The 17,557-nt window shown below is 71.9% G+C and carries 20 protein-coding genes; 8 read left to right on the forward strand and 12 right to left on the reverse strand.

Annotation, left to right across the window (positions count from 1 at the left end; translation table 11 throughout):
- Positions 1–20 precede the first annotated feature (20 nt).
- From E1181_RS05535 to E1181_RS05545, 3 genes are read right to left on the reverse strand one after another with little or no spacing between them, the layout of a single operon-like run.
- Positions 21–1,232 carry a metal-dependent hydrolase family protein gene (locus tag E1181_RS05535; protein ID WP_132672892.1) on the reverse strand — a complete coding sequence of 404 codons (1,212 nt, stop codon included), beginning with the start codon at positions 1,230–1,232 and terminating at the stop codon, positions 21–23.
- Complete coding sequence (locus E1181_RS05540) at positions 1,226–1,684, reverse strand: GAF domain-containing protein (RefSeq protein ID WP_235876422.1); 459 nt, start codon at positions 1,682–1,684, stop codon at positions 1,226–1,228. Before E1181_RS05540 ends, E1181_RS05535 begins: the two co-directional genes overlap by 7 nt.
- Complete coding sequence (locus E1181_RS05545; RefSeq protein WP_132672805.1) at positions 1,681–3,060, reverse strand: MFS transporter; 1,380 nt, start codon at positions 3,058–3,060, stop codon at positions 1,681–1,683. Before E1181_RS05545 ends, E1181_RS05540 begins: the two co-directional genes overlap by 4 nt.
- Positions 3,061–3,202: 142 nt before the next feature.
- Between E1181_RS05545 and E1181_RS05550 the strand changes: the two genes are divergently transcribed.
- Together E1181_RS05550 and E1181_RS05555 are read left to right on the forward strand one after the other, a co-directional pair.
- Positions 3,203–4,078 (forward strand): MurR/RpiR family transcriptional regulator, encoded by an 876-nt coding sequence (locus tag E1181_RS05550; protein WP_132672806.1) that lies wholly within the window; start codon positions 3,203–3,205, stop codon positions 4,076–4,078.
- Positions 4,079–4,144: 66 nt separating this feature from the next.
- Positions 4,145–4,756 carry a dihydrofolate reductase family protein gene (locus E1181_RS05555; protein ID WP_132672807.1) on the forward strand — a complete coding sequence of 204 codons (612 nt, stop codon included), beginning with the start codon at positions 4,145–4,147 and terminating at the stop codon, positions 4,754–4,756.
- Here the strand turns inward: E1181_RS05555 and E1181_RS05560 are convergent.
- Together E1181_RS05560 and E1181_RS05565 are read right to left on the reverse strand one after the other, a co-directional pair.
- Positions 4,753–5,409: a maleylpyruvate isomerase N-terminal domain-containing protein gene (locus tag E1181_RS05560; RefSeq protein WP_132672808.1), complete on the reverse strand. Its 657-nt coding sequence runs from the start codon at positions 5,407–5,409 to the stop codon at positions 4,753–4,755. The two genes, E1181_RS05555 and E1181_RS05560, sit on opposite strands and share 4 nt — an antisense overlap.
- Before the next feature lie 27 nt (positions 5,410–5,436).
- The gene (locus tag E1181_RS05565; protein ID WP_132672809.1) at positions 5,437–5,994 is read right to left on the reverse strand and encodes a TetR family transcriptional regulator; all 558 of its coding nucleotides are present in this window, start codon (positions 5,992–5,994) and stop codon (positions 5,437–5,439) included.
- 92 nt (positions 5,995–6,086) lie between these two features.
- On the opposite strand from E1181_RS05565, the gene bioB reads away from it, so the two are divergent.
- The 4 genes from bioB to bioD are packed head-to-tail and all read left to right on the forward strand — an operon-like array spanning position 6,087 to position 10,184.
- The gene (gene bioB, locus E1181_RS05570; RefSeq protein WP_132672810.1) at positions 6,087–7,145 is read left to right on the forward strand and encodes a biotin synthase BioB; all 1,059 of its coding nucleotides are present in this window, start codon (positions 6,087–6,089) and stop codon (positions 7,143–7,145) included.
- Entirely contained in the window at positions 7,145–8,404 is a 1,260-nt protein-coding gene (locus tag E1181_RS05575; protein ID WP_132672811.1) for an adenosylmethionine--8-amino-7-oxononanoate transaminase, read from the forward strand. Before bioB ends, E1181_RS05575 begins: the two co-directional genes overlap by 1 nt.
- Positions 8,401–9,531, forward strand: coding sequence for an 8-amino-7-oxononanoate synthase (locus tag E1181_RS05580; RefSeq protein ID WP_132672812.1), 1,131 nt, complete (start codon positions 8,401–8,403; stop codon positions 9,529–9,531). Before E1181_RS05575 ends, E1181_RS05580 begins: the two co-directional genes overlap by 4 nt.
- A complete protein-coding gene (gene bioD, locus E1181_RS05585) occupies positions 9,528–10,184 on the forward strand; it encodes a dethiobiotin synthase (RefSeq protein WP_132672813.1) in 657 nt (218 codons plus the stop codon). The genes E1181_RS05580 and bioD overlap by 4 nt, the downstream gene beginning before the upstream one ends.
- 209 nt (positions 10,185–10,393) lie before the next feature.
- On the opposite strand, the gene E1181_RS05590 is transcribed toward bioD, so the two are convergent.
- Together E1181_RS05590 and E1181_RS05595 are read right to left on the reverse strand one after the other, a co-directional pair.
- Positions 10,394–11,038, reverse strand: coding sequence for a response regulator (locus tag E1181_RS05590; RefSeq protein WP_132672814.1), 645 nt, complete (start codon positions 11,036–11,038; stop codon positions 10,394–10,396).
- Positions 11,035–12,222 (reverse strand): sensor histidine kinase, encoded by a 1,188-nt coding sequence (locus tag E1181_RS05595; protein ID WP_132672815.1) that lies wholly within the window; start codon positions 12,220–12,222, stop codon positions 11,035–11,037. The genes E1181_RS05590 and E1181_RS05595 overlap by 4 nt, the downstream gene beginning before the upstream one ends.
- A 122-nt stretch (positions 12,223–12,344) precedes the next feature.
- On the opposite strand from E1181_RS05595, the gene E1181_RS05600 reads away from it, so the two are divergent.
- Positions 12,345–13,769 carry a cytochrome P450 gene (locus E1181_RS05600; protein WP_132672816.1) on the forward strand — a complete coding sequence of 475 codons (1,425 nt, stop codon included), beginning with the start codon at positions 12,345–12,347 and terminating at the stop codon, positions 13,767–13,769.
- Between the two features lie 96 nt (positions 13,770–13,865).
- Complete coding sequence (locus tag E1181_RS31295; RefSeq protein ID WP_165944521.1) at positions 13,866–14,039, forward strand: hypothetical protein; 174 nt, start codon at positions 13,866–13,868, stop codon at positions 14,037–14,039.
- A gap of 5 nt (positions 14,040–14,044) precedes the next feature.
- Here E1181_RS31295 and E1181_RS05605 read toward each other — a convergent pair whose 3' ends face one another.
- The 5 genes from E1181_RS05605 to E1181_RS05625 form a co-directional block, all read right to left on the reverse strand.
- On the reverse strand, positions 14,045–14,467 hold the full coding sequence (locus E1181_RS05605) for an acyl-CoA thioesterase (RefSeq protein WP_132672817.1): 423 nt from the start codon (positions 14,465–14,467) through the stop codon (positions 14,045–14,047).
- 81 nt (positions 14,468–14,548) lie between these two features.
- Positions 14,549–15,325, reverse strand: coding sequence for a putative hydro-lyase (locus E1181_RS05610; protein WP_132672818.1), 777 nt, complete (start codon positions 15,323–15,325; stop codon positions 14,549–14,551).
- 10 nt (positions 15,326–15,335) lie between these two features.
- On the reverse strand, positions 15,336–16,187 hold the full coding sequence (locus E1181_RS05615) for a 5-oxoprolinase subunit C family protein (RefSeq protein ID WP_132672819.1): 852 nt from the start codon (positions 16,185–16,187) through the stop codon (positions 15,336–15,338).
- Positions 16,184–16,795 carry a 5-oxoprolinase subunit PxpB gene (pxpB, locus tag E1181_RS05620; RefSeq protein WP_132672820.1) on the reverse strand — a complete coding sequence of 204 codons (612 nt, stop codon included), beginning with the start codon at positions 16,793–16,795 and terminating at the stop codon, positions 16,184–16,186. The genes E1181_RS05615 and pxpB overlap by 4 nt, the downstream gene beginning before the upstream one ends.
- The gene (locus tag E1181_RS05625) at positions 16,795–17,556 is read right to left on the reverse strand and encodes a LamB/YcsF family protein (protein ID WP_132672821.1); all 762 of its coding nucleotides are present in this window, start codon (positions 17,554–17,556) and stop codon (positions 16,795–16,797) included. The genes pxpB and E1181_RS05625 overlap by 1 nt, the downstream gene beginning before the upstream one ends.
- Position 17,557: the final 1 nt, after the last annotated feature.

Below are 17,557 nucleotides of genomic sequence, written 5' to 3' on the forward strand. Positions count from 1 at the left end.
CAGCACCATTCTTCCCGCTCTCAGACGAGTTGACCGCCCTGCACGACGTGCGTGATGTGCTTGGGCTCGGCGAGCACGGCGATGTCCTCTAGCGGGTCGCCGTCGAGGACGACCAGGTCGGCCACCGCCCCTTCGCGGAGGGTGCCGATCTCGCCGCTCATGCCGAGCAGGTCGGCGGCGGTGCTGGTCGCCGAGCGGATCACGTCCAACGGTGGCTGGACCTCGCTGCGGATCCGGAACTCCTCGTTCTGGTGGCGGTGCATGCCACCGAGCAGGTCGGTGCCGTAGGCGATCTTCACACCGCCTCGGTGCGCGGTCTCCAACGCGGCCAGTCCGGCACCGAGCACCTCGTCGACCTTGCGCCAGCTGTCCTCGGGCAGGCCGAACTCCCGGCCCTCGGTCTTGAGCGCCCAGTAGGTGACCAGCGTGGGCACCAGGAACGCGTCGTGCTCGAGGAATTCGTCCACGTTGGACTCGTCGATGAGGTTGCCGTGCTCGATCGAGCGAATGCCGACGCGCAGCGAACGGCTCACCGAGCGCGCCGTGTAGGCGTGGGCGGCGACGTAGCGGTTGGCCGCCTCGGCTTCCTGCACGATCGCGTGCAGTTCGTCCATCGAGTACTGGGTGGAGTCGATGCGGTCGGTCGGCGAGGCGACCCCTCCCCCGGCCATCACCTTGATGTGGTGGGCGCCCTTGCGCAGTTCGTCGCGGGCGGCGGCGCGCACCGCGTCCACGCCGTCGGCGATGCGGCCCAGTCCCGCGCAGCACTGGTGTCCGTCGTGCACGCGGGTGCCGCGCGGGCGGCTGTCGCCGTGACCTCCGGTCTGGCTCAACGCCTTTCCGCAGAAGGCGAGCCGCGGCCCGCGAACGAGCCCCTCGGCCTGCGCGTCGGCGAGCCCGAAGTCCGCACCGGAGGCGTCGCGCACGGTCGTGAAGCCGCGGTCGAGCATCCCGCCCATGATCCGCGCGGAGTGCGCGGTGGCGTAGGACGGGGACCAGGTGGTCAGCGCGCCGAGGTCGGCGGTGGCGGCGGTGACGTGCACGTGGCCGTCGATGAGCCCGGGCAGCACCGTCGCGCCGGCCAGCTCCACCGTCCGGGCCCCGTCCGGCGCCCGCAGACCGCGGCCGGTTTCGACGATGCGGCCGTCGGCGCACAGCAGGTCGCCTTCGGCGTACTCGCCGGTGTCGACGTCGAGCAGCTTGCCGGAGCGCAGCAGCAGGGTGGTCACGATGTCGGTCCCTCCTCGGGTTCGTCGATGCGCTGCACGAGCTCGCTCAGCGCGGGTGCGGCCAGCACCGCCAGTTCTCCGGCCCGCGCCACCTGGGACCGCTCGTAGGCGCCGGGGGCGTCGAGCAGGTTGAGCACGCCCAACGTGCCGGACTCGCCCACGACCGGGACGTTGATCACCGATCCGCAGCCGAGTTCGGCGATGAGCCGGTGGTCGGCGAAGACCTCGCGCACCGCGGCCTCGTCGGGACCGAAGTAGGGCAGCTGCGCGGTGATGCACCGGTCCAGCCATCCCGCGGCGACCTCGACGGACTTCTCGCCACCCACCGGGTACTGCTCGGGGTGGCTGCTGTGCGCGCGGTGCAGCACGCGGCGGCCGGGCAGCCACGCGAGCACGGTGAACAGCCGGACCCCGACGTCCTCGCGGACGCGTTCCTCCACTTCGGACAGCGTCATCGCGATACCGCCTTCGTCGCGTCGGTTTCGGTGAGGTCTTCCAGCGACCGGCCCGCGGTGGACAGCCCGAACAGCAGGGTGCACACGACGCCGACCGCCAGCACCGCGGTGGTGAGGCCGAAGACTCCGGCGAATCCCAGGGATGCGGCGGAGATGCCGATCACCGAGGGCGCGATGATGCTGCCGACGCGGCCGAACGCGCTGGACAGACCGGTTCCCGAGGCCCGGATCCAGGTCGGGAAGACCTCCGGCGTGTAGGAGTAGACCGCCGCGTAGGTGCCGTTGAGGAAGAACGACAGCACCGCCGCCGAGGTCGTGATCAGCACCGGGTCGGTCATCTGGCTCATCCAGAACGCGCTGGCCGCGGCCCCGGCGAGGTAGAGGGCGATGGTGTTCTTGCGGTCCAGGTGCTCGCCGAGCCATGCCGCGGAGAAGTACCCGGGCACCTGCGCGAGGTAGATGATGATCGAGAACTCGAAGCTCTTGGTGACCGTGATCCCCTGCTGCACCAGCAAGGTCGGAATCCAGGTGAAGAAGCCGTAGTAGGAGAAGGTGATCACGAACCAGATCAGCCAGGTGATCGCGGTGCGCCGGGCCATCGAGCCGCTCCACAGGTACTTCAGCGCGGAGACGAGCCCGATCTTGCGCGCCTCTGCCGGCTTCTCGACCACGGCTTCGGGGATCGGCGGCAGCGGGGCGCGGGTGGCCGCCCGGACCTTCTCCTCCAGGTCGACCACGACCTTCTCGGCCTCGGCCGTCCTCCCGTTGGCCAGCAGGTATCGCGGTGATTCCGGTAGCGATCGGCGCCACCACAGCAGCATCACGATCGGCAGCGCGGTGATGATCTGGGCCCAGCGCCAGCCCTCGGGGACCGGCTGCACGACGAACCGGCCGAGCAGCGCCGCGGCGACGAAGCCGAAGGAGAAGAACCCGGCGAGCGCGCCGACGAACCACCCCCGCCGAGCGGCGGGCACGAACTCGGACAGGAACGGCGCGATGATCGCGCTCTCGGCCCCGGCTCCGAATCCGGCGAGCACGCGGGCGCCGACGAAGATCTCGTAGTTGGGCGACAGAGCTCCGATGACGGAGAACAGCGCGTAGACGGCCAGCGCCCACATCATGACCTTGCGGCGGCCGATGCGGTCGCCGAGCAGCCCGGCGCAGGTGGCGCCGAACAGGAAGCCGAAGGGCGTGGCCGAACCGATCAGGCCGAGCTGGGCGTTGGTCAGCCCCCACTCGTCCTGGACGCTCGGCAGCAGGAACGCCACCACGGCCGAGTCCATGCCGTCGAAGGTGTAGCCGAGTCCGCCTAACAGCAGCAGGAGGTAGTGCGGCCGGCTCAGCGGGAGCCGGTCGAGTCTGGCCAGCAGGGACACGGTTGCCTCCAGGTGAGGGGTGCGTCCAGGTGAGTCGCAGCACCGAGCGAAGTGTCCAGCAACATATAGTGCAGTAATTGCAAACTGCAATACCTGTTGCGTTTTGAGCTCGTTAAGCTGTGCGTCGACGAGGGGAGCCCGATTGACCACCGAAGCGGAGCCCGACGGGTTCGAGAGCTGGTTGCGCGCGCGCGTTCCCGAACGCGGCTTGCGCAGCAAGGGCGCCTCGGTCCTGCAGGTGCTGCTCACGCAGCCCAGGCGGGTGTCCTACAGCTCGGCCGCGGAGGCGGCCGAACTGGCCGGCGTCAACGTCGCCACGGTCAGCAGGACCGCCCAGACCCTGGGGTTCAGCGGCTGGTCCGACCTGCAGCAGGAGCTGCGGGCCCGCTACCTGTCCTCGCTCAGCGCTCCGGAAGTGGCCGCCGCGCAGCAGACCGAGGGCGAGCTCGCCGGGGCCTCGCTGCGCCGCGACCTCGACTCGCTGGCGGTGCTCAACCGCCGCCTGGACGAGCAGCTGCTGCGCACCATCGCCGAGGGGATCGCGCAGTCCCGGCGGACCGTGATCGTGGCCAACGGGAGCTACTTCTCGGTAGGTTCCGCGCTCGGCCACAACGTGCAGCTGGCCGGCTACGAGGCGACGGTCGTGCACGACGACGCCGAGCTGGCCAACGCGGTCTCCCGGATCGAACCGGGCGACGTGCTCATCGCGATCAGCTTCTGGCGGCTCTACCAGAGCACGGTGACCGCGGCCGAGGAGGCACACGACCGAGGTGCGCGGGTCTTCGCTCTCACCGACGCGGCCAGCCCCGCCCTGGCCGCGGCATCCGAGCAGATCGTGCTGATCCCCGCCGAGGGCGTCGCCTTCTTCCCGTCGCTGGCACCCGGACTCGCGGTCGCGCAGGCGATCGCCGCCCAGCTCTCCACAGTGGATCCGGAGCGCACCCGGCGCTCCATCGAGGCGGCCGAGACGGAGTGGTCGCGGTTCAGGCTCCTGCACCGCAGGCCCCGCCGCGACTGAACACCGATGAGTTTCCCGTCCGCGACCGGTCCACCCTGGTGACGACCACGGGAAAGGACCAGGACGATGAAGCTGACGGTGAGCACGTTCCTCTCGGTCGACGGCGTGATGCAGGGCCCCGGCGGCCCGGACGAGGACCGCAGCGGCGGGTTCGAGCGCGGCGGCTGGCTCGCGCCGCTGTTCGACGACGAGGTCGGGCAGTTCATGGACGCCATGTTCGGGCGGGTCGACGCCTTTTTGCTCGGGCGGCGGACCTACGACATCTTCGCGGCCTACTGGCCGAAGGTCGACGACCCCGACGACCCGATCGCGACCCCGCTCAACGCTCTGCCCAAGTACGTCGCCTCCACGACCCTGACCGACCCGAGCTGGGCCAACACGACGGTGCTCAGCGGCGACGTCGCGGCGGCGGTGCGCGAGCTCAAGGGCCGGCCCGGTGAGGAGCTGCAGGTCCACGGCAGCGCCACCCTGGTGCGGTTCCTGCTGGCGAACGACCTGGTCGACGAGCTCAACCTGATCACCTTCCCGGTGATCGTCGGACAGGGGATGCGGCTGTTCGCCGAGCAGGGCCTCGACACCGAGCTCGAACTCGCCGCGAACCGCACCACGCCGAACGGCGTGGCGATCCAGACCTACCGCACAGCGGGCCGCCCGCAGTACGGGACGGTCGGCGACTAACCGAGCACGTAGGGAACGGAGAGGCCGAGCTGGTCGAGCTCGGCCTGCTCGGTCGCGGTCGGGGTGCGCCTGCCGGTGCCCACCAGCAGCGCGTCGACGTCGGAGAGCGAGTCGGGGAACGGTGTTCCGGTGATCTGCTCCAGCGCCTCCCTCGACGCCGCCGCGGATTCCGGCGCCGGTCCGGGCACGTGCGGAAGGCGGGCGACCAGGTCCAGGTGATGCAGGGTCCACTCCACGACGTAGGCGTCGAGGTAGTCGGCGACGGTGAGGACCTGGTCCTTCGTGCCGACCCTGGCCAGCGGGTCGGCGAGCTGCGCGGCGCGTCCCGCCGCCGAGCCGAGGTCGTCGAGGTGGAACTTCAGCAGCCACGGCTCCTCGTAGGCGGCGGCCAGCCGGACCGTGAGCGCGTCCAGCGGATCCTCGCCGGTCGGCGGCTCGCTCGCGATGTCCCAGTAGGTGATCGCGTCGCGTGTCGGCTCGGCCTCCGCCGGCGTCGCGAGCGTGATCAGGACGTCTTGGGCGTCGATGATCAGGTGGCACACCAGGTCTCGCACCAGCCAGCCGCGGCACCCGGACGGCTGCAGCAGGTCGTCGTCGGCGAGGTCTGCCACGGCCGAGCGCAACGACGCCCACGAGGCGGTGAACAGCTCCATCCCGCCACCGTAGCGACCTGAGCCGGCTCAGCCCGCCGAAACCCGGGCGCGGAGCCCGTCGAGCAGCAGTTGCAGGCCCTGCTCGAAATCGGCTGCGCCATCGGGGTTCCGGTCGATGGCTCCGGCGCTGGCCGCCTGCATCGCGGTCTGCTCCTCGACCGTGTGGCCGAAGACCAGGTGCAGGATCGCGCGGGTGCCCACGTCCACCAGGTCGCCGGGCAGTCCGCCGTCACCGAGCGCCGAGCGCAGCGCGGTCGCGGGCTCGCGGGCGCCGAGCCCGAAGGTGTGAGCGGTGACGACGACCTCGGCGCCATCGCGGTAGGCGAGCATCGCGTCGCGGAGCTCGGCGCAGATCTCGATCGCCCGCCGGTCCCAGCGCTCGGCGCGGCGGGGCCTGCTGCCGCGCTGGAGGATCTCGTCGGCGACGGCCGCCAGCAGCGACTGCTTGTTGGGGACGTGGTGGTAGAGCGCGCTGGGCTGCACGCCGAGCTCGGAGGCGAGCCGGCGCATGGTGAGCGATTCCAGCCCGTACTCGTCGAGGACCTCGATGGCCCGAGCCACGACATCGCTGCGGTGGTAGCGCACTCGAAACCTCCAGTTGACCGGTCGGTGCCCCCAGTCTAGCCTGAACGCCGTTCAGGTGAACACTGTTCAGGTCGATTTCGGGAGAGGACCCCATGGGCACCACCTTCGATCAGCTCGCCGACGCGGTCCTGGCCGGAACCCCGGCCACCGCCGACGACGCGCTCGCCGTCCTGCGCACCGACGACGCCGACCTGATGTCCGTCGTGGCAGCGGCGGGCAGGCTGCGGCGGGCGCACTTCGGCAACACCGTGAAGGTCAACTACCTGGTCAACCTGAAGTCCGGTCTGTGCCCGGAGAACTGCAACTACTGCTCGCAGGCCCTCGGCTCGAACGCGCCGATCCTGAAGTACTCGTGGCTGTCCAAGGACGAAACGCTGCGGCAGGCGGGAGCCGGTCTCCAGGGCGGGGCCAGCCGGGTGTGCATGGTCTCCTCCGGTCGCGGCCCGTCGAACCGCGACATCGACAAGGTCACCGAGATGGTCGGTGCGCTCAAGTCCGAACACCCGGACGTCGAGGTGTGCGCCTGCCTGGGACTGCTGTCCGACGGCCAGGCCGAACGGCTCAAGGACGCCGGGGTGGACGCCTACAACCACAACATCAACACGGCCGAGAGCCACCACGACACGATCGTCCAGACCCACACCTACGCCGACCGCGTCGACACCGTGGGCAAGGCGAAGGCCGCGGGCCTGTCGCCGTGCTCGGGCCTGATCGCCGGATTGGGCGAAACCGATGAGCAGCTGGTCGAGGCGCTGTTCGCGCTCAAGGAGCTCGAATCCGACTCGATCCCGGTGAACTTCCTGATGCCCTTCGACGGCACCCCGTTCGAGAACACCTGGGAGCTCTCCCCCACCCGCTGCGTGAAGATCCTGGCGATGGCGCGGTTCGTCTGCCCGGACCGGGAGGTCCGGATCGCCGGTGGCCGCGAGATGCACCTGCGCTCGCTTCAGCCGCTCGCGCTGCACGTCGCCAACTCGATCTTCCTCGGCGATTACCTCACCTCCGAGGGTCAGGAGGCCGATGCCGACATCGCGATGATCCGCGACAACGGCTTCATCGTGCTGGGCTCCGACGAGGAGATCGCGCAGCGGCCCGTCGACCCGGCGATCCGCCGCCGGGGCGCGGGCACCGACGTCCTGCCCAACGCGTGATGGGCGCCGCGGACCTGCTCGCCTTCGACCGCGAGCACCTGTGGCACCCCTACACCTCGATGCTCGACCCCGCGCCGACGCGGCTGGTGACCGGTGCTTCGGGCAGCAGGATCGCCATCGACGGCGTCGGCGAGGTGGTCGACGGGATGGCGTCGTGGTGGTCGGCGATCCACGGCTACCGGCACCCGGTGCTCGACGAGGCGCTGCGGGAGCAGGCGGAGCGGTTCTCGCACGTGATGTTCGGCGGCCTCACCCACGAGCCGGCCGTCGAGCTGGCCAGGCGCCTGGTCGAGCTCACCCCCGACGGGCTCGACCGGGTCTTCCTCGCCGACTCCGGATCGGTGAGCGTCGAGGTCGCGATGAAGATGGCGCTGCAGCACCAGCGCGGCGTCGGGCGGCCCGAGCGCACGCGGTTCCTCACCGTGCGCGGCGGATATCACGGCGACACGTTCGACTGCATGAGCGTGTGCGATCCCGACGGCGGCATGCACTCGATGTGGTCGACGGTGCTGCCGGATCAGGTCTTCGGCGAACGACCGCCGGGGATCGGCGGTGACGTCGCCGAGTGGGCGTCGGGCTTCCGCGCGCTCGCAGCCGAGCACGCGGGCACCCTGGCCGGGCTGATCGTGGAACCCCTGCTGCAGGGCGCGGGCGGGATGCACCCCTACCCCGCCGAATGCCTGCGGGTGTTCCGCGAGGTCGCCGACGAGCACGGGCTGGTGCTGGTCTTCGACGAGATCGCCACCGGTTTCGGGCGCACCGGAGCGCTTTTCGCGTCCGAGGCGGGCGGCGTCAGCCCGGACGTGCTGTGCCTGGGCAAGGCTCTGACCGGCGGGTACCTGACGCTGGCGGCCACGCTGTGCACCAGCGAGGTGGCCCGCGGCATCTCCGGCAGCGATTCGGGCGTGCTCATGCACGGTCCGACGTTCATGGGCAATCCCCTGGCCTGCGCGGTCGCCTCCGCCAGCCTCGACCTGCTCGCCACCGGCCGGTGGGTGCACGACGTGCGGCGGATCAACCGCGGTCTGCAGGCGCTGCACGACATCGACGCGGCCGAGGTGCGGGTGCTCGGCGCCGTCGGGGTGGTGCGGCTCGATCACCCCGTCGACGTGGCCGCGGCGACCGAGGCCGCGCTCTCCCAAGGCGCGTGGCTGCGCCCGTTCCGGGATCTGATCTACACGATGCCGCCGTACGTGTGCACCGACGAGGACGTGGCGACGCTGTGCGCCGGCATCGCCGCGGCGGTGAAGGCCGGATGAGCTGGGACGGGTGGCTGGCCGAGCAGCGGGAGTCTCGCGAGCGGGCGGGCCTGCAGCGCGCGCTGCGGGCCCGCTCGGTGGACGAGGACGTCATCGACCTCGCGAGCAACGATTACCTGGGCCTGAGCACGCATCCCGAGGTGCGCCGGGCCACCGCCGACGGGGCGCTGGCGTGGGGCGCGGGCTCGGGCGCGTCCAGGTTGGTCACCGGCACCACGACGGCGCACGGCGAGCTGGAGGCCGAGCTCGCCGGGTTCACGGGCCGGCGGTCCGCGCTGGTGATGTCCAGCGGCTACCACGCGAACCTGTCCGCGGTGACCGCGCTGGCCGACCGCGACGCGCTCATCGTCTCGGACGCGCACGTGCACGCGTCGCTGATCGACGCGGCCCGGTTGTCCCGCGCGACGATCCAGGTGGTGCCGCACAACGGGGTCGACGCGGTGCGGGCGGCGCTGGACCAGGCCGGTGGGCGGCGGGCGCTGGTGCTGACCGAGTCGATCTACTCGGTGCTCGGCGATGCGGCACCGCTGCCCGAACTGGCCGAGATCTGCGCGGAGCGGGGCGCGTTGCTGCTGGTCGACGAGGCCCACGGGCTGGGTGTCGTGGGCGATGGTGGCCGGGGCCTGGTGGCCGGACTGGGCGAGGCACCGCAGGTGGTCATGACGGCGACGTTGTCGAAGTCCCTCGGCGCGATGGGCGGCGCGGTGCTGGGGTCGGAGGCGTTGATCGACCACCTCGTCAACCGCGCGCGGCCGTTCATCTTCGACACCGCCCTGGCTCCCGCACCCGTGGCGGGGGCGCTGGCCGCGCTGCGCCTGCTGCGCGAGCGGCCCGAACTCCCCCAGCGCATCCACCGGCGAGCCTCCGAGCTCGCCGACCGCCTCGCGGTGAGCCGGTCGGCGGGTGCGGTGCTGTCGGTGCCGATGCCGTCTCCGCAGGTGGCGCTCGCGGCGCAGGCCGCCGCGCTCGACGCGGGGGTGCGGGTCGGCTGCTTCCGGCCGCCGTCGGTGCCCGACGGCGTGTCGAGGCTGCGGATCACCACCCAGGCCGGGATCGGCGATGACGACTGGGAGCACGCGGTCCAGGCGCTGACGCGGGTCGTCGAGCAACACGGAGGAGCACCGTGATCGTCTTCGTCACCGGAACCGACACCGGGGTCGGGAAGACCGTCGCCACAGCGGCACTGGCCGTCCACTTCGGACCTGAGGTGGTGGTGGCCAAGCCGACGCAGACCGGCGACGACGAGCCCGACGTGGAGGTGGTCCGCCGCCTGGCGGGCTGCGAGGTCGCGCAGTTCACCCACCTCCCGGACCCGCTCGCCCCGGACACCGCCGCCCGCCTGCGCGAGGTCGGCATCCCGACGATCGGCGACCACGCGGCCCGCCTCCGCGAGCTCGCCGGAACGCACCGCACGGTGATCGTGGAGGGCGCGGGCGGTGCGCTGGTCCGCCTCGACACCACCGGAGGCACCCTGCCCGACCTCGCCGCCGACCTCGCCCGCGACCACGAGGTCCAGGTCCACGTCGTCACCCGGGTCGGCCTGGGCACGCTCAACCACACCGAGCTCACCGTCGAAGCGCTGCGCTCGCGCGGCCTGGAACCGGCCGGCCTGGTGCTCGGCGCCGTGCCGGGAGAACCTGGCCTGGCCGAGCGCTGCAACCTCACCGAGCTCCCCCGCACCACCGGCGTGCCGGTCCTCGCCGCGCTGCCCGAAGGGGCGGGCGCGCTTCGACCGCACGAGTTCCGCAGCCGCGCGGCGTCCTGGTTCCGAACGCGCTGACGGGTGTGCGCAGCGGGTTTTCCTCCCATCGAAAACCCCTTGTCCGCTGCCGCCGGCTGCCGCCATGGTGTCGTCAGCCGCATCCGGGGAGTCTGGGGGTGGTGCCGGGTTCCTCCCGATGCCCGGCACAGCCCCGGGTGCGGCCACTTCAGCACACCGCGGGCCGTGAGCCGGACAGCTGCGATGCCCAGGGCGCTTGCCGCGCAGCACTACCTCGGCCTGACGATGCGGTGGTCGAAGGCGTAGACGATCGCGGCTGCGCGGTCCCGCAGGTCGAGCTTGACGAAGATGCGGCCGACGTGGCTCTTCACCGTCACCTCGGAAATGCCCAGTTCCGCGGCGATCTCGGAGTTGGACAGGCCGCGTCCGATGAGCACCAGGACGTCGTGCTCGCGGGAGGTGAGCTCGTCGACGGCGACCTCCGGTGCCGGGGACGACGAGCGGTACGCGGTGAGCACGCGTCCGGTGACGGCCGGGTCCAAGCACGCCTCCCCCGCGGCCAGCGACCGGACCGCGCGGATGACGTCCTCGGCCGGGGAGTCCTTGAGCAGGAAGCCGCTCGCGCCCGCGCGCAGGGCTCCGGAGAGCAGCTGGTCGTCGTCGAAGGTGGTCAGCACCAGCACCGGTGGGGCGTCGTCGGCCGCCTGCAGCCTGCGGGTCGCCTCGATGCCGTCGACGTGCTTCATCCTCAGGTCCATCACGACCACGTCGGGCCGGTCGGCGGCGACCGCCGAGGCCACCTCCGACCCGTCCGCGCACTCCCCGACGACGGCGAAACCGTCCTTGCGGCGCAGGATCCGGCGCAGCCCCGAGCGCACCAGCTCCTGGTCGTCGACGAGCAGAACCTTGATCATCGGGCCTCCCCCGGTGTCGGCAGCAGGTCGTGCGGTTCTGGTGAGAACTCCGCGCGCACCACCCATTCATCGCCGGCGGGACCGGCTCGCAGGCGTCCGCCCAGCAGTTCGGCGCGCTGGCGCATGCCCGCGATGCCGTTCCCGGGCTCTACCGCTCCTGCCGCGCTCGGCAGCGCGTTGCCGACGGTCAGCACCACGCCGTCGTCGATGGCCAGCCGCACCAGCGCGGTGGTTCCCGGGGAGTGCTTGACGACGTTGGCCAACGACTCGCGCGCGATCCGGTAGAGCGCGAGACCCGTTGCGGCGGAGACGGATCGAGCGTCGCCGTCCACCTCGTAGGTCACCGGGACACCGGCTCTGACGACGTCGGAGACGAGATCGACGATGTCGTCGATGCCCGGTTCCGGGCGGACCTTCGAGGGTTCGGCGTCCAGGAGCCCGACCGTGCGGCGGATGTCGGCGATCGCCTGCCTGCCGAGTCGTTCGGCGTCGGTGAGCGCCTCGACGGCGTCGTCGACGTCGCGGTCCTCCTGCAACGCCCGCCTGGCACCGGTGAGGTGCAGCAGCGTGATGCTCAGCGAGTGGGCGACGACGTCGTGCACCTCGCGCGCGATGCGGCGGCGCTCGTCGTCGGCGGCCTGCACCGCACGCTCGGCCTGCACCTGGCGTTCCCGCTCGAACGACCGCAGCTGGGTCCTGATGATGAAGCCGGTGGCCCAGCCGAGCGCGACCGTGACCAGGGAGAACGGCAGGCCGTAGCCGAGGTGCCCGACGGCTGCCGCCGCGGTCGGGACCAGCGCGGCCAGGGCGGCGACCGTCAGGCTCGCCCGAACCGAGGTGACGGCCGCGCACTCGGCGAGCATCACGACCAGGATCAGCGGCGCGAGGTCGTTGGGCACCGGGTGCACCAGCAGGATCGAGGTGCCCAGCATCGCACACCCGGCCACGCCGACGGGCCGTCCCGAGTCCGGGTTCGGTGTTCCGACCAGCAGGTACACCACCGGCAGGATCGTGAGCAGACCGCCGACGAGCGTCCAGTCCGCGACCTCGGCCGCCAGCCGCTGCACCACCGCGACCGCCGACACCACCACCAGGCAAGCGTGGCCGGGCAGCACCACCGCGGGCGGGTAGCCGAACGGCAGCGCCGCGGCTCGGCCGTGCACGTAGCGGATCAGACCCCTCATCCGGGCCAGCCTAGAACGCCGCCCGGCCCACCGGAATCGTCGCGGACTCCTCCTCAGGTAGGAGGTGGAACCGGGCCCGCAGCACGATGTGGGCGCGGTCACCTGCCGATAGCGTTGTGGTCATGACGACCTCGACCGCCACGTCCTCCAGCGAGCACCGGCGCCGCTGGTGGGAGTCCGCGACACCGTCCGGGTCCGGGGAGCTCGTGCCGTCCCCGGCCGGACCGGTCGACGAGCTGGGCACGCCGCCACCGCTGCACGGTGCGGGGCCGCTGCTGCAGACCCTGCGGTTGGGCCGCGACGAAGGGCGCGTGCTGTTCGAGGGAACCCGGCTCCACGGGGACGTCTTCCGCGTCAACACGCTGCTGGAGAAGCGGCCGCTGACGATCACCTCGCACCCCGACCACGTGAAGTCGCTGTTCACCGCCGGCCCGGCCCTGGCACCGTCGACCGCCGGGCAGTCGCAGCTGCGGCCCATCGTCGGCGAGTCGGTGCTGACCGCGACCGGCGAGCGGCACCGCAGGCAGCGCAAGCTGCTGATGCCTCCGTTCCACGGCAAGGCCATCGCCCGCTACCGCGAGCAGATCCTCGACGCCACCACCCGCGAGATCGACAGCTGGCAACCCGGCTCCCGGATCCGGCTCGCCGACTCCGCTCAGCAGGTGACCCTCGACGTGATCATGTCCGGGGTCTTCGGCATCGACTACCGCTCCAGCGAGTCCGAGCAGCTGCTGCGCAGGCGGCTGCGGCAGATGCTGGCGCTGTCGGTGAGCTCGCTGGCGCGGATCAGCGAGCTGGTGTCGATGCGCAGTTCGGAGCCGATGGGGGTGCAGAAGTGGGGGCTGGCGCACCTCGACCGCGCGATGCTGGCGGTGATCGCCGAGCGCCGCGCCGCGCACGTGCCCGGCGAGCGGCACGACATCCTGTCGCTGCTGCTCGACGCCCGCGACGACGAGGGCGCCGGGCTCACCGACGGGGAGCTGCGCAACGAGCTGCTGACGCTGGTGCTGGCGGGGCACGAGACGACCGCGAACTCCATCGGCTGGGCGTTCGAGCGGCTGGTGCGGCACCCCGAGTCCTACGGCAGGCTCCGCGACGCGGCCCGCGCCGAGGACGACGGCGGCTACGTCGACGCGACGATCCACGAGGCGATGCGGGTGCGCCCGGTGATCCCGATGCTGGGCAGGCGGGTCATGTCCCACTGGCGGTTCGGCGACTGGGTCGTGCCGGAGCGGTCGCGGGTGCTGATCGGAGTTCTTTCGCTGCACCACCGCGAAGACCTCTACGCCGACCCGTTCCGGTTCGACCCGGACCGGTTCGTCGGCGTGAAACCCGGCTCCACCACGTGGGTCCCGTTCGGCGGTGGTGACCGCCGCTGCCTCGGCGCGACTCTGGCGATGGAGGAGATGCGCATCCTCACCGGGGAGATCGCCCGCCGCACCGACCTGAGCGCGATCGATGCGGCGCCGGAGCGCCCGGTGCACCGCAACGTCACGATGATCCCCGGGCAGGGCGGCGCGGTGGAGATCGGCTCGGTGATGCCGTGATCTCCGACGTGGTCTGCGCTACTTCCGGCTAATCCCGGACCACCGCTCGGCGATCAACCCCAGTGGGGAGACACCCCGCTGACGGGAAGCCGAACGATGAGCGCTGAGACGAACACCCGAATCCTGCTGAAGAACCTCGCCCCGCTGCGGGCGCAGGCCGAACCCTACGAGGACTGGCGGCGGCTCGACCGCGATGCCGCGGCGGCCGCCCGCCGGATCCTGGCCTTCGAACTGCCCGGTCGGCGCACGTCGGTGAACGCCGAGCGCTGAACCGCTCAGGCCCCCGGAGCCAGCGCCTCGGCGTCGAAGCCGACCGCTTCGAGCGCGCTCCTGGGGTCGGCGACGAGCTTGCGGGCTTCGAGGTCCATCAGGCCCAGCACGCAGGTGATGTCGGCGGAGATCGTGCCGTCGGCCTTGGTGATCACCGTGTCGAGGTGGAAGGACTTCCCGGAGCCGAACTTCGCCTCGCAGGACGCCTCGATGTGCTCGTTGGCGCGCAGCTCGCGCCGGAAGTTCACCGTCGTGCTCAGCAGCACCGGCGACAGCTTCTGGGCTACCAGCCCGTCCCAGTCGCACCCGGCCGCCTGGAACCCGGCGACCCGAGCCACCTCGCCGTACTGGTGGTACACGGCGTGGTTGACGTGGCCGAGCGCATCGAGCTCGTAGCTGCGGACCTGGAGCGGAATGCGAAAAGTCACGGGCCCACGGTAAGCAGAGGTCACCGCGTCGGTGTCGCAATCATGACGAGGATCGCAGGACCCACGTCGCCCGTCTCCGGGCTACGGGACCTGGTAGTCGCTGTCGCGGGCGTCGGTGATGGCCATGTGGCCGGGGGCGTGACCGATGGCGAACGGCGGCTTGGACTGCATCACCGCGGCCTGCGGCGTGACCCCGCAGGCCCAGAAGACCGGGACCTCACCGGGCCGGACCTCCACGGCCTCGCCGAAGTCGGGTGCGCCGAGGTCGGTGATCCCCAGGGCTCCGGGAGAACCGACGTGCACCGGGGCTCCGTGCACCGCCGGGTAGCGGGAGGTCACCCGCACGGCTGCGGCGACCAGTTCAGCGGGGACGGGCCGCATCGACACCACGAGCGGACCCGACAGCCCTCCGGCCGGTCGGCACTGCCGGGAGGTCCGGTACATCGGCACGTTGCTGCCCACCTCGATGTGCCGGACCGGGACACCGGCCTCCAGCAGCGCGGCCTCGAAGGTGAAGCTGCACCCCACGAGGAAGCTGACCAGGTCCTCCCGCCACAGGTCGACGACCTCGGCGCGCTCCTCCACCAGCTCGCCGTCCCGGTAGACGGTGTAGGCGGGCAGGTCGGTGCGCAGATCGCCCCGGAAGATCGACGCGCTGGTCTCGCCCGGCTCGGTCACGTCCAGCACCGGGCAGGACTTGGGGTTGCGCTGGGCGAACAGCAGGAAGTCGTAGGCGTGCTCGCGCGGCAGCGAGATCAGGTTCGCCTGCGTCCACCCGGCGCTGAAACCCGAGGTCGGCACGCGCAGCCCACCGCGGAACGCTTCCCGAGCCTGCTCGGGTGACATGTCCTTCGCCATCGTGGCCTCCTCAGATGCAGCGGAAGTGGACGTGCTGGCCGGGTCGCGCCTGCGCGGCCTTGGCCACGTCGGCGGCCAGCACCACGCCGATCACCGGGTACCCGCCGGTGACGGGGTGGTCGGCCAGGAACAGCGTCGGGGTTCCCAGCGGCGGCACCTGGAGCGCGCCGGTGACCATGCCCTCGCTGGGCAGTTCCTCGGTCCGGCTGCGCTCCAGCACCGGCCCGTCGAGGCGCATGCCGACCCGGTTGCTCTCGGGGGTGACCTCGTAGGGCGCGCTGACCAGCGATTCCAGCGCCTCGTCGGTGAACCAGTCGGCGCGCGGGCCCGGTTGGACCCGCAGCACGACCTCCTCGGCGGGACCGGCGACGGGCGCGATGTCCACGACCGGGAACCGCGAGGGCGGCGCACCGATCGGCAGCGCGGCACCGGGCCGCAGCTGGTCGGGGCCGAGGCCGGAGAGCACGTCGGTGGAGCGCGAGCCGAGCACCGGTGCGACGTCGATGCCGCCGCGCACCGCGAGGTAGCTGCGCAACCCGATCGCCGGGACGCCGAGCCGCAGCTCCGCTCCGGCGGGCACGCGCAGCACCGCGTTCGCAGCCGCGCCTCGACCGTCGACCGAGAGGGGGCACGGTGCTCCGGTGAGCGCCACGGTCACGTCGCGGGTGGGGCGCACGACGAGCCCGCCGAAGGTGACCTCGATGGCGGCGGTGTTCTCGTCGTTGCCCACCAGCCGGTTCGCCAGCCGCAGCGAGGAGGCGTCGGCGGCACCGGAGGTGCCCACGCCGATCCCCGCCAGGCCCGGTCTGCCGAGGTCTTGAACGGTGGCGAGCGGGCCGGTGGCCAGGACTTCCAGTGTCATCCGATCTCCCGGAACCGCACTCGCACACCCGGGCGCAGCAGCGCGGGCGGATCGCGGTCGATGCTGAAAATCTGCAGGTCGGTGTGCCCGATGAGCTGCCATCCGCCGGGCGATTCCCGCGGGTAGATGCCGCTGAACGCGCCCGCCAGCCCCACGGCTCCGGCGGGAACGGCGGTGCGCGACTCGGACCGGCGAGGCACCACCAGGTCTTGCGGGCCGCCGCTGAGGTAGCCGAAACCCGGTGCGAATCCGCCGAAGGCGACCTTCCACTCGGCTCCGGTGTGCTTGTCGACGACCTCGCGCTCGGTGAGCCCGGTCAGCCGGGCGACCTCGGCGAGGTCGGCGCCGTCGTAGACGACCGGCACCTCCAGCTGCTCGCCCTCCTCGCGCAGGCCGCCGCGCGGTTCGACGGCGCGCACCGCGGCCTCGATCGCCTTGACGTCGGACCGCTGCGGATCCAGTTGCAGCAGGAGCGTTCTCGCCGCGGGGACGAGGTCGATGACGCCTTCGGGCGGCGCGTCTGCGAGCGCCGCGTACAGCGCGTGCACCTCCTGCAGATCGGCCAGTTCGATCAGCAGTCCCGAGTCGGCGCAGGGCAGGAAGCGCATCAGCTCCCTCCCGCCACGAACGGCCGCAGCACCACGCCGGCATCGCTGAGCCGGTCGCGCACGGCCTGGGCGATGGCGACCGCTCCCGGGCTGTCGCCGTGCACGCAGATCGAGTCGGCGCGCACCTGGATCTCGCTGCCGTCGACGGCCCGGATCGGTTCGCCCGCGGCGAGTTTCAGGCAGCGCTGGGCGATCTCCTCGGGGTCGTGCAGCACCGCGCCGGGTTCGCGCCGCGACACGAGGGTGCCCTCGGGCGTGTAGGCGCGGTCGGCGAAGGCTTCGCGGAAGGTCCGCAAACCGGCCCGCTCAGCCTGGGAGAGCCACTCCGAACCGGGGAGGCCGAGCACGGCCAGTCCCGGGTCGTAGGCGCGGACGGCTTCGACCACGGCGGCCGCCTGCTCGGCGTGGTGCACGATCGCGTTGTAGAGCGCGCCGTGCGGCTTGACGTAGCCGACCTCGGTGCCCGCCACGCGGGCGAACCCCGCCAGCGCGCCGATCTGGTAGATCACGTCGTCGGTCAGCTCGCGCGGCGGCACGTCGATGAACCGGCGGCCGAAGCCGGCCAGGTCCCGGTAGCCGACCTGCGCGCCGACCGCCACGCCCCGCTCGGCGGCCCGGGTCACCGCCGCGCGGATCACCACCGAGTCCCCGGCGTGGAAGCCGCAGGCCACGTTGGCGCTGGTGACCACGCCCAGCAGCGCTTCGTCGTCGCCGAGTTCCCAGCGGCCGAAACCTTCGGCCAGGTCCGCGTTGAGATCCATC

The organism is Saccharopolyspora terrae (assembly GCF_004348435.1).
GTDB classification, from domain to species: Bacteria; Actinomycetota; Actinomycetes; order Mycobacteriales; family Pseudonocardiaceae; genus Saccharopolyspora; species Saccharopolyspora endophytica.

Excerpts from the sequence above, each read along its gene's own strand:
- E1181_RS05615 (WP_132672819.1), bottom strand. The coding sequence starts at position 16,187 with ATGACACTGGAAGTCCTGGCCACCGGCCCGCTCGCCACCGTTCAAGAC.
- E1181_RS05600 (WP_132672816.1), top strand. The coding sequence starts at position 12,345 with ATGACGACCTCGACCGCCACGTCCTCCAGCGAGCACCGGCGCCGCTGG.
- E1181_RS05575 (WP_132672811.1), top strand. The coding sequence starts at position 7,145 with ATGGGCGCCGCGGACCTGCTCGCCTTCGACCGCGAGCACCTGTGGCAC.
- E1181_RS05555 (WP_132672807.1), top strand. The coding sequence starts at position 4,145 with ATGAAGCTGACGGTGAGCACGTTCCTCTCGGTCGACGGCGTGATGCAG.
- E1181_RS05540 (WP_235876422.1), bottom strand. The coding sequence starts at position 1,684 with ATGACGCTGTCCGAAGTGGAGGAACGCGTCCGCGAGGACGTCGGGGTC.
- E1181_RS05590 (WP_132672814.1), bottom strand. The coding sequence starts at position 11,038 with ATGATCAAGGTTCTGCTCGTCGACGACCAGGAGCTGGTGCGCTCGGGG.
- pxpB (WP_132672820.1), bottom strand. The coding sequence starts at position 16,795 with ATGCGCTTCCTGCCCTGCGCCGACTCGGGACTGCTGATCGAACTGGCC.
- E1181_RS31295 (WP_165944521.1), top strand. The coding sequence starts at position 13,866 with ATGAGCGCTGAGACGAACACCCGAATCCTGCTGAAGAACCTCGCCCCG.
- bioB (WP_132672810.1), top strand. The coding sequence starts at position 6,087 with ATGGGCACCACCTTCGATCAGCTCGCCGACGCGGTCCTGGCCGGAACC.
- E1181_RS05560 (WP_132672808.1), bottom strand. The coding sequence starts at position 5,409 with ATGGAGCTGTTCACCGCCTCGTGGGCGTCGTTGCGCTCGGCCGTGGCA.
- E1181_RS05595 (WP_132672815.1), bottom strand. The coding sequence starts at position 12,222 with ATGAGGGGTCTGATCCGCTACGTGCACGGCCGAGCCGCGGCGCTGCCG.
- E1181_RS05610 (WP_132672818.1), bottom strand. The coding sequence starts at position 15,325 with ATGGCGAAGGACATGTCACCCGAGCAGGCTCGGGAAGCGTTCCGCGGT.
- E1181_RS05580 (WP_132672812.1), top strand. The coding sequence starts at position 8,401 with ATGAGCTGGGACGGGTGGCTGGCCGAGCAGCGGGAGTCTCGCGAGCGG.
- E1181_RS05625 (WP_132672821.1), bottom strand. The coding sequence starts at position 17,556 with ATGGATCTCAACGCGGACCTGGCCGAAGGTTTCGGCCGCTGGGAACTC.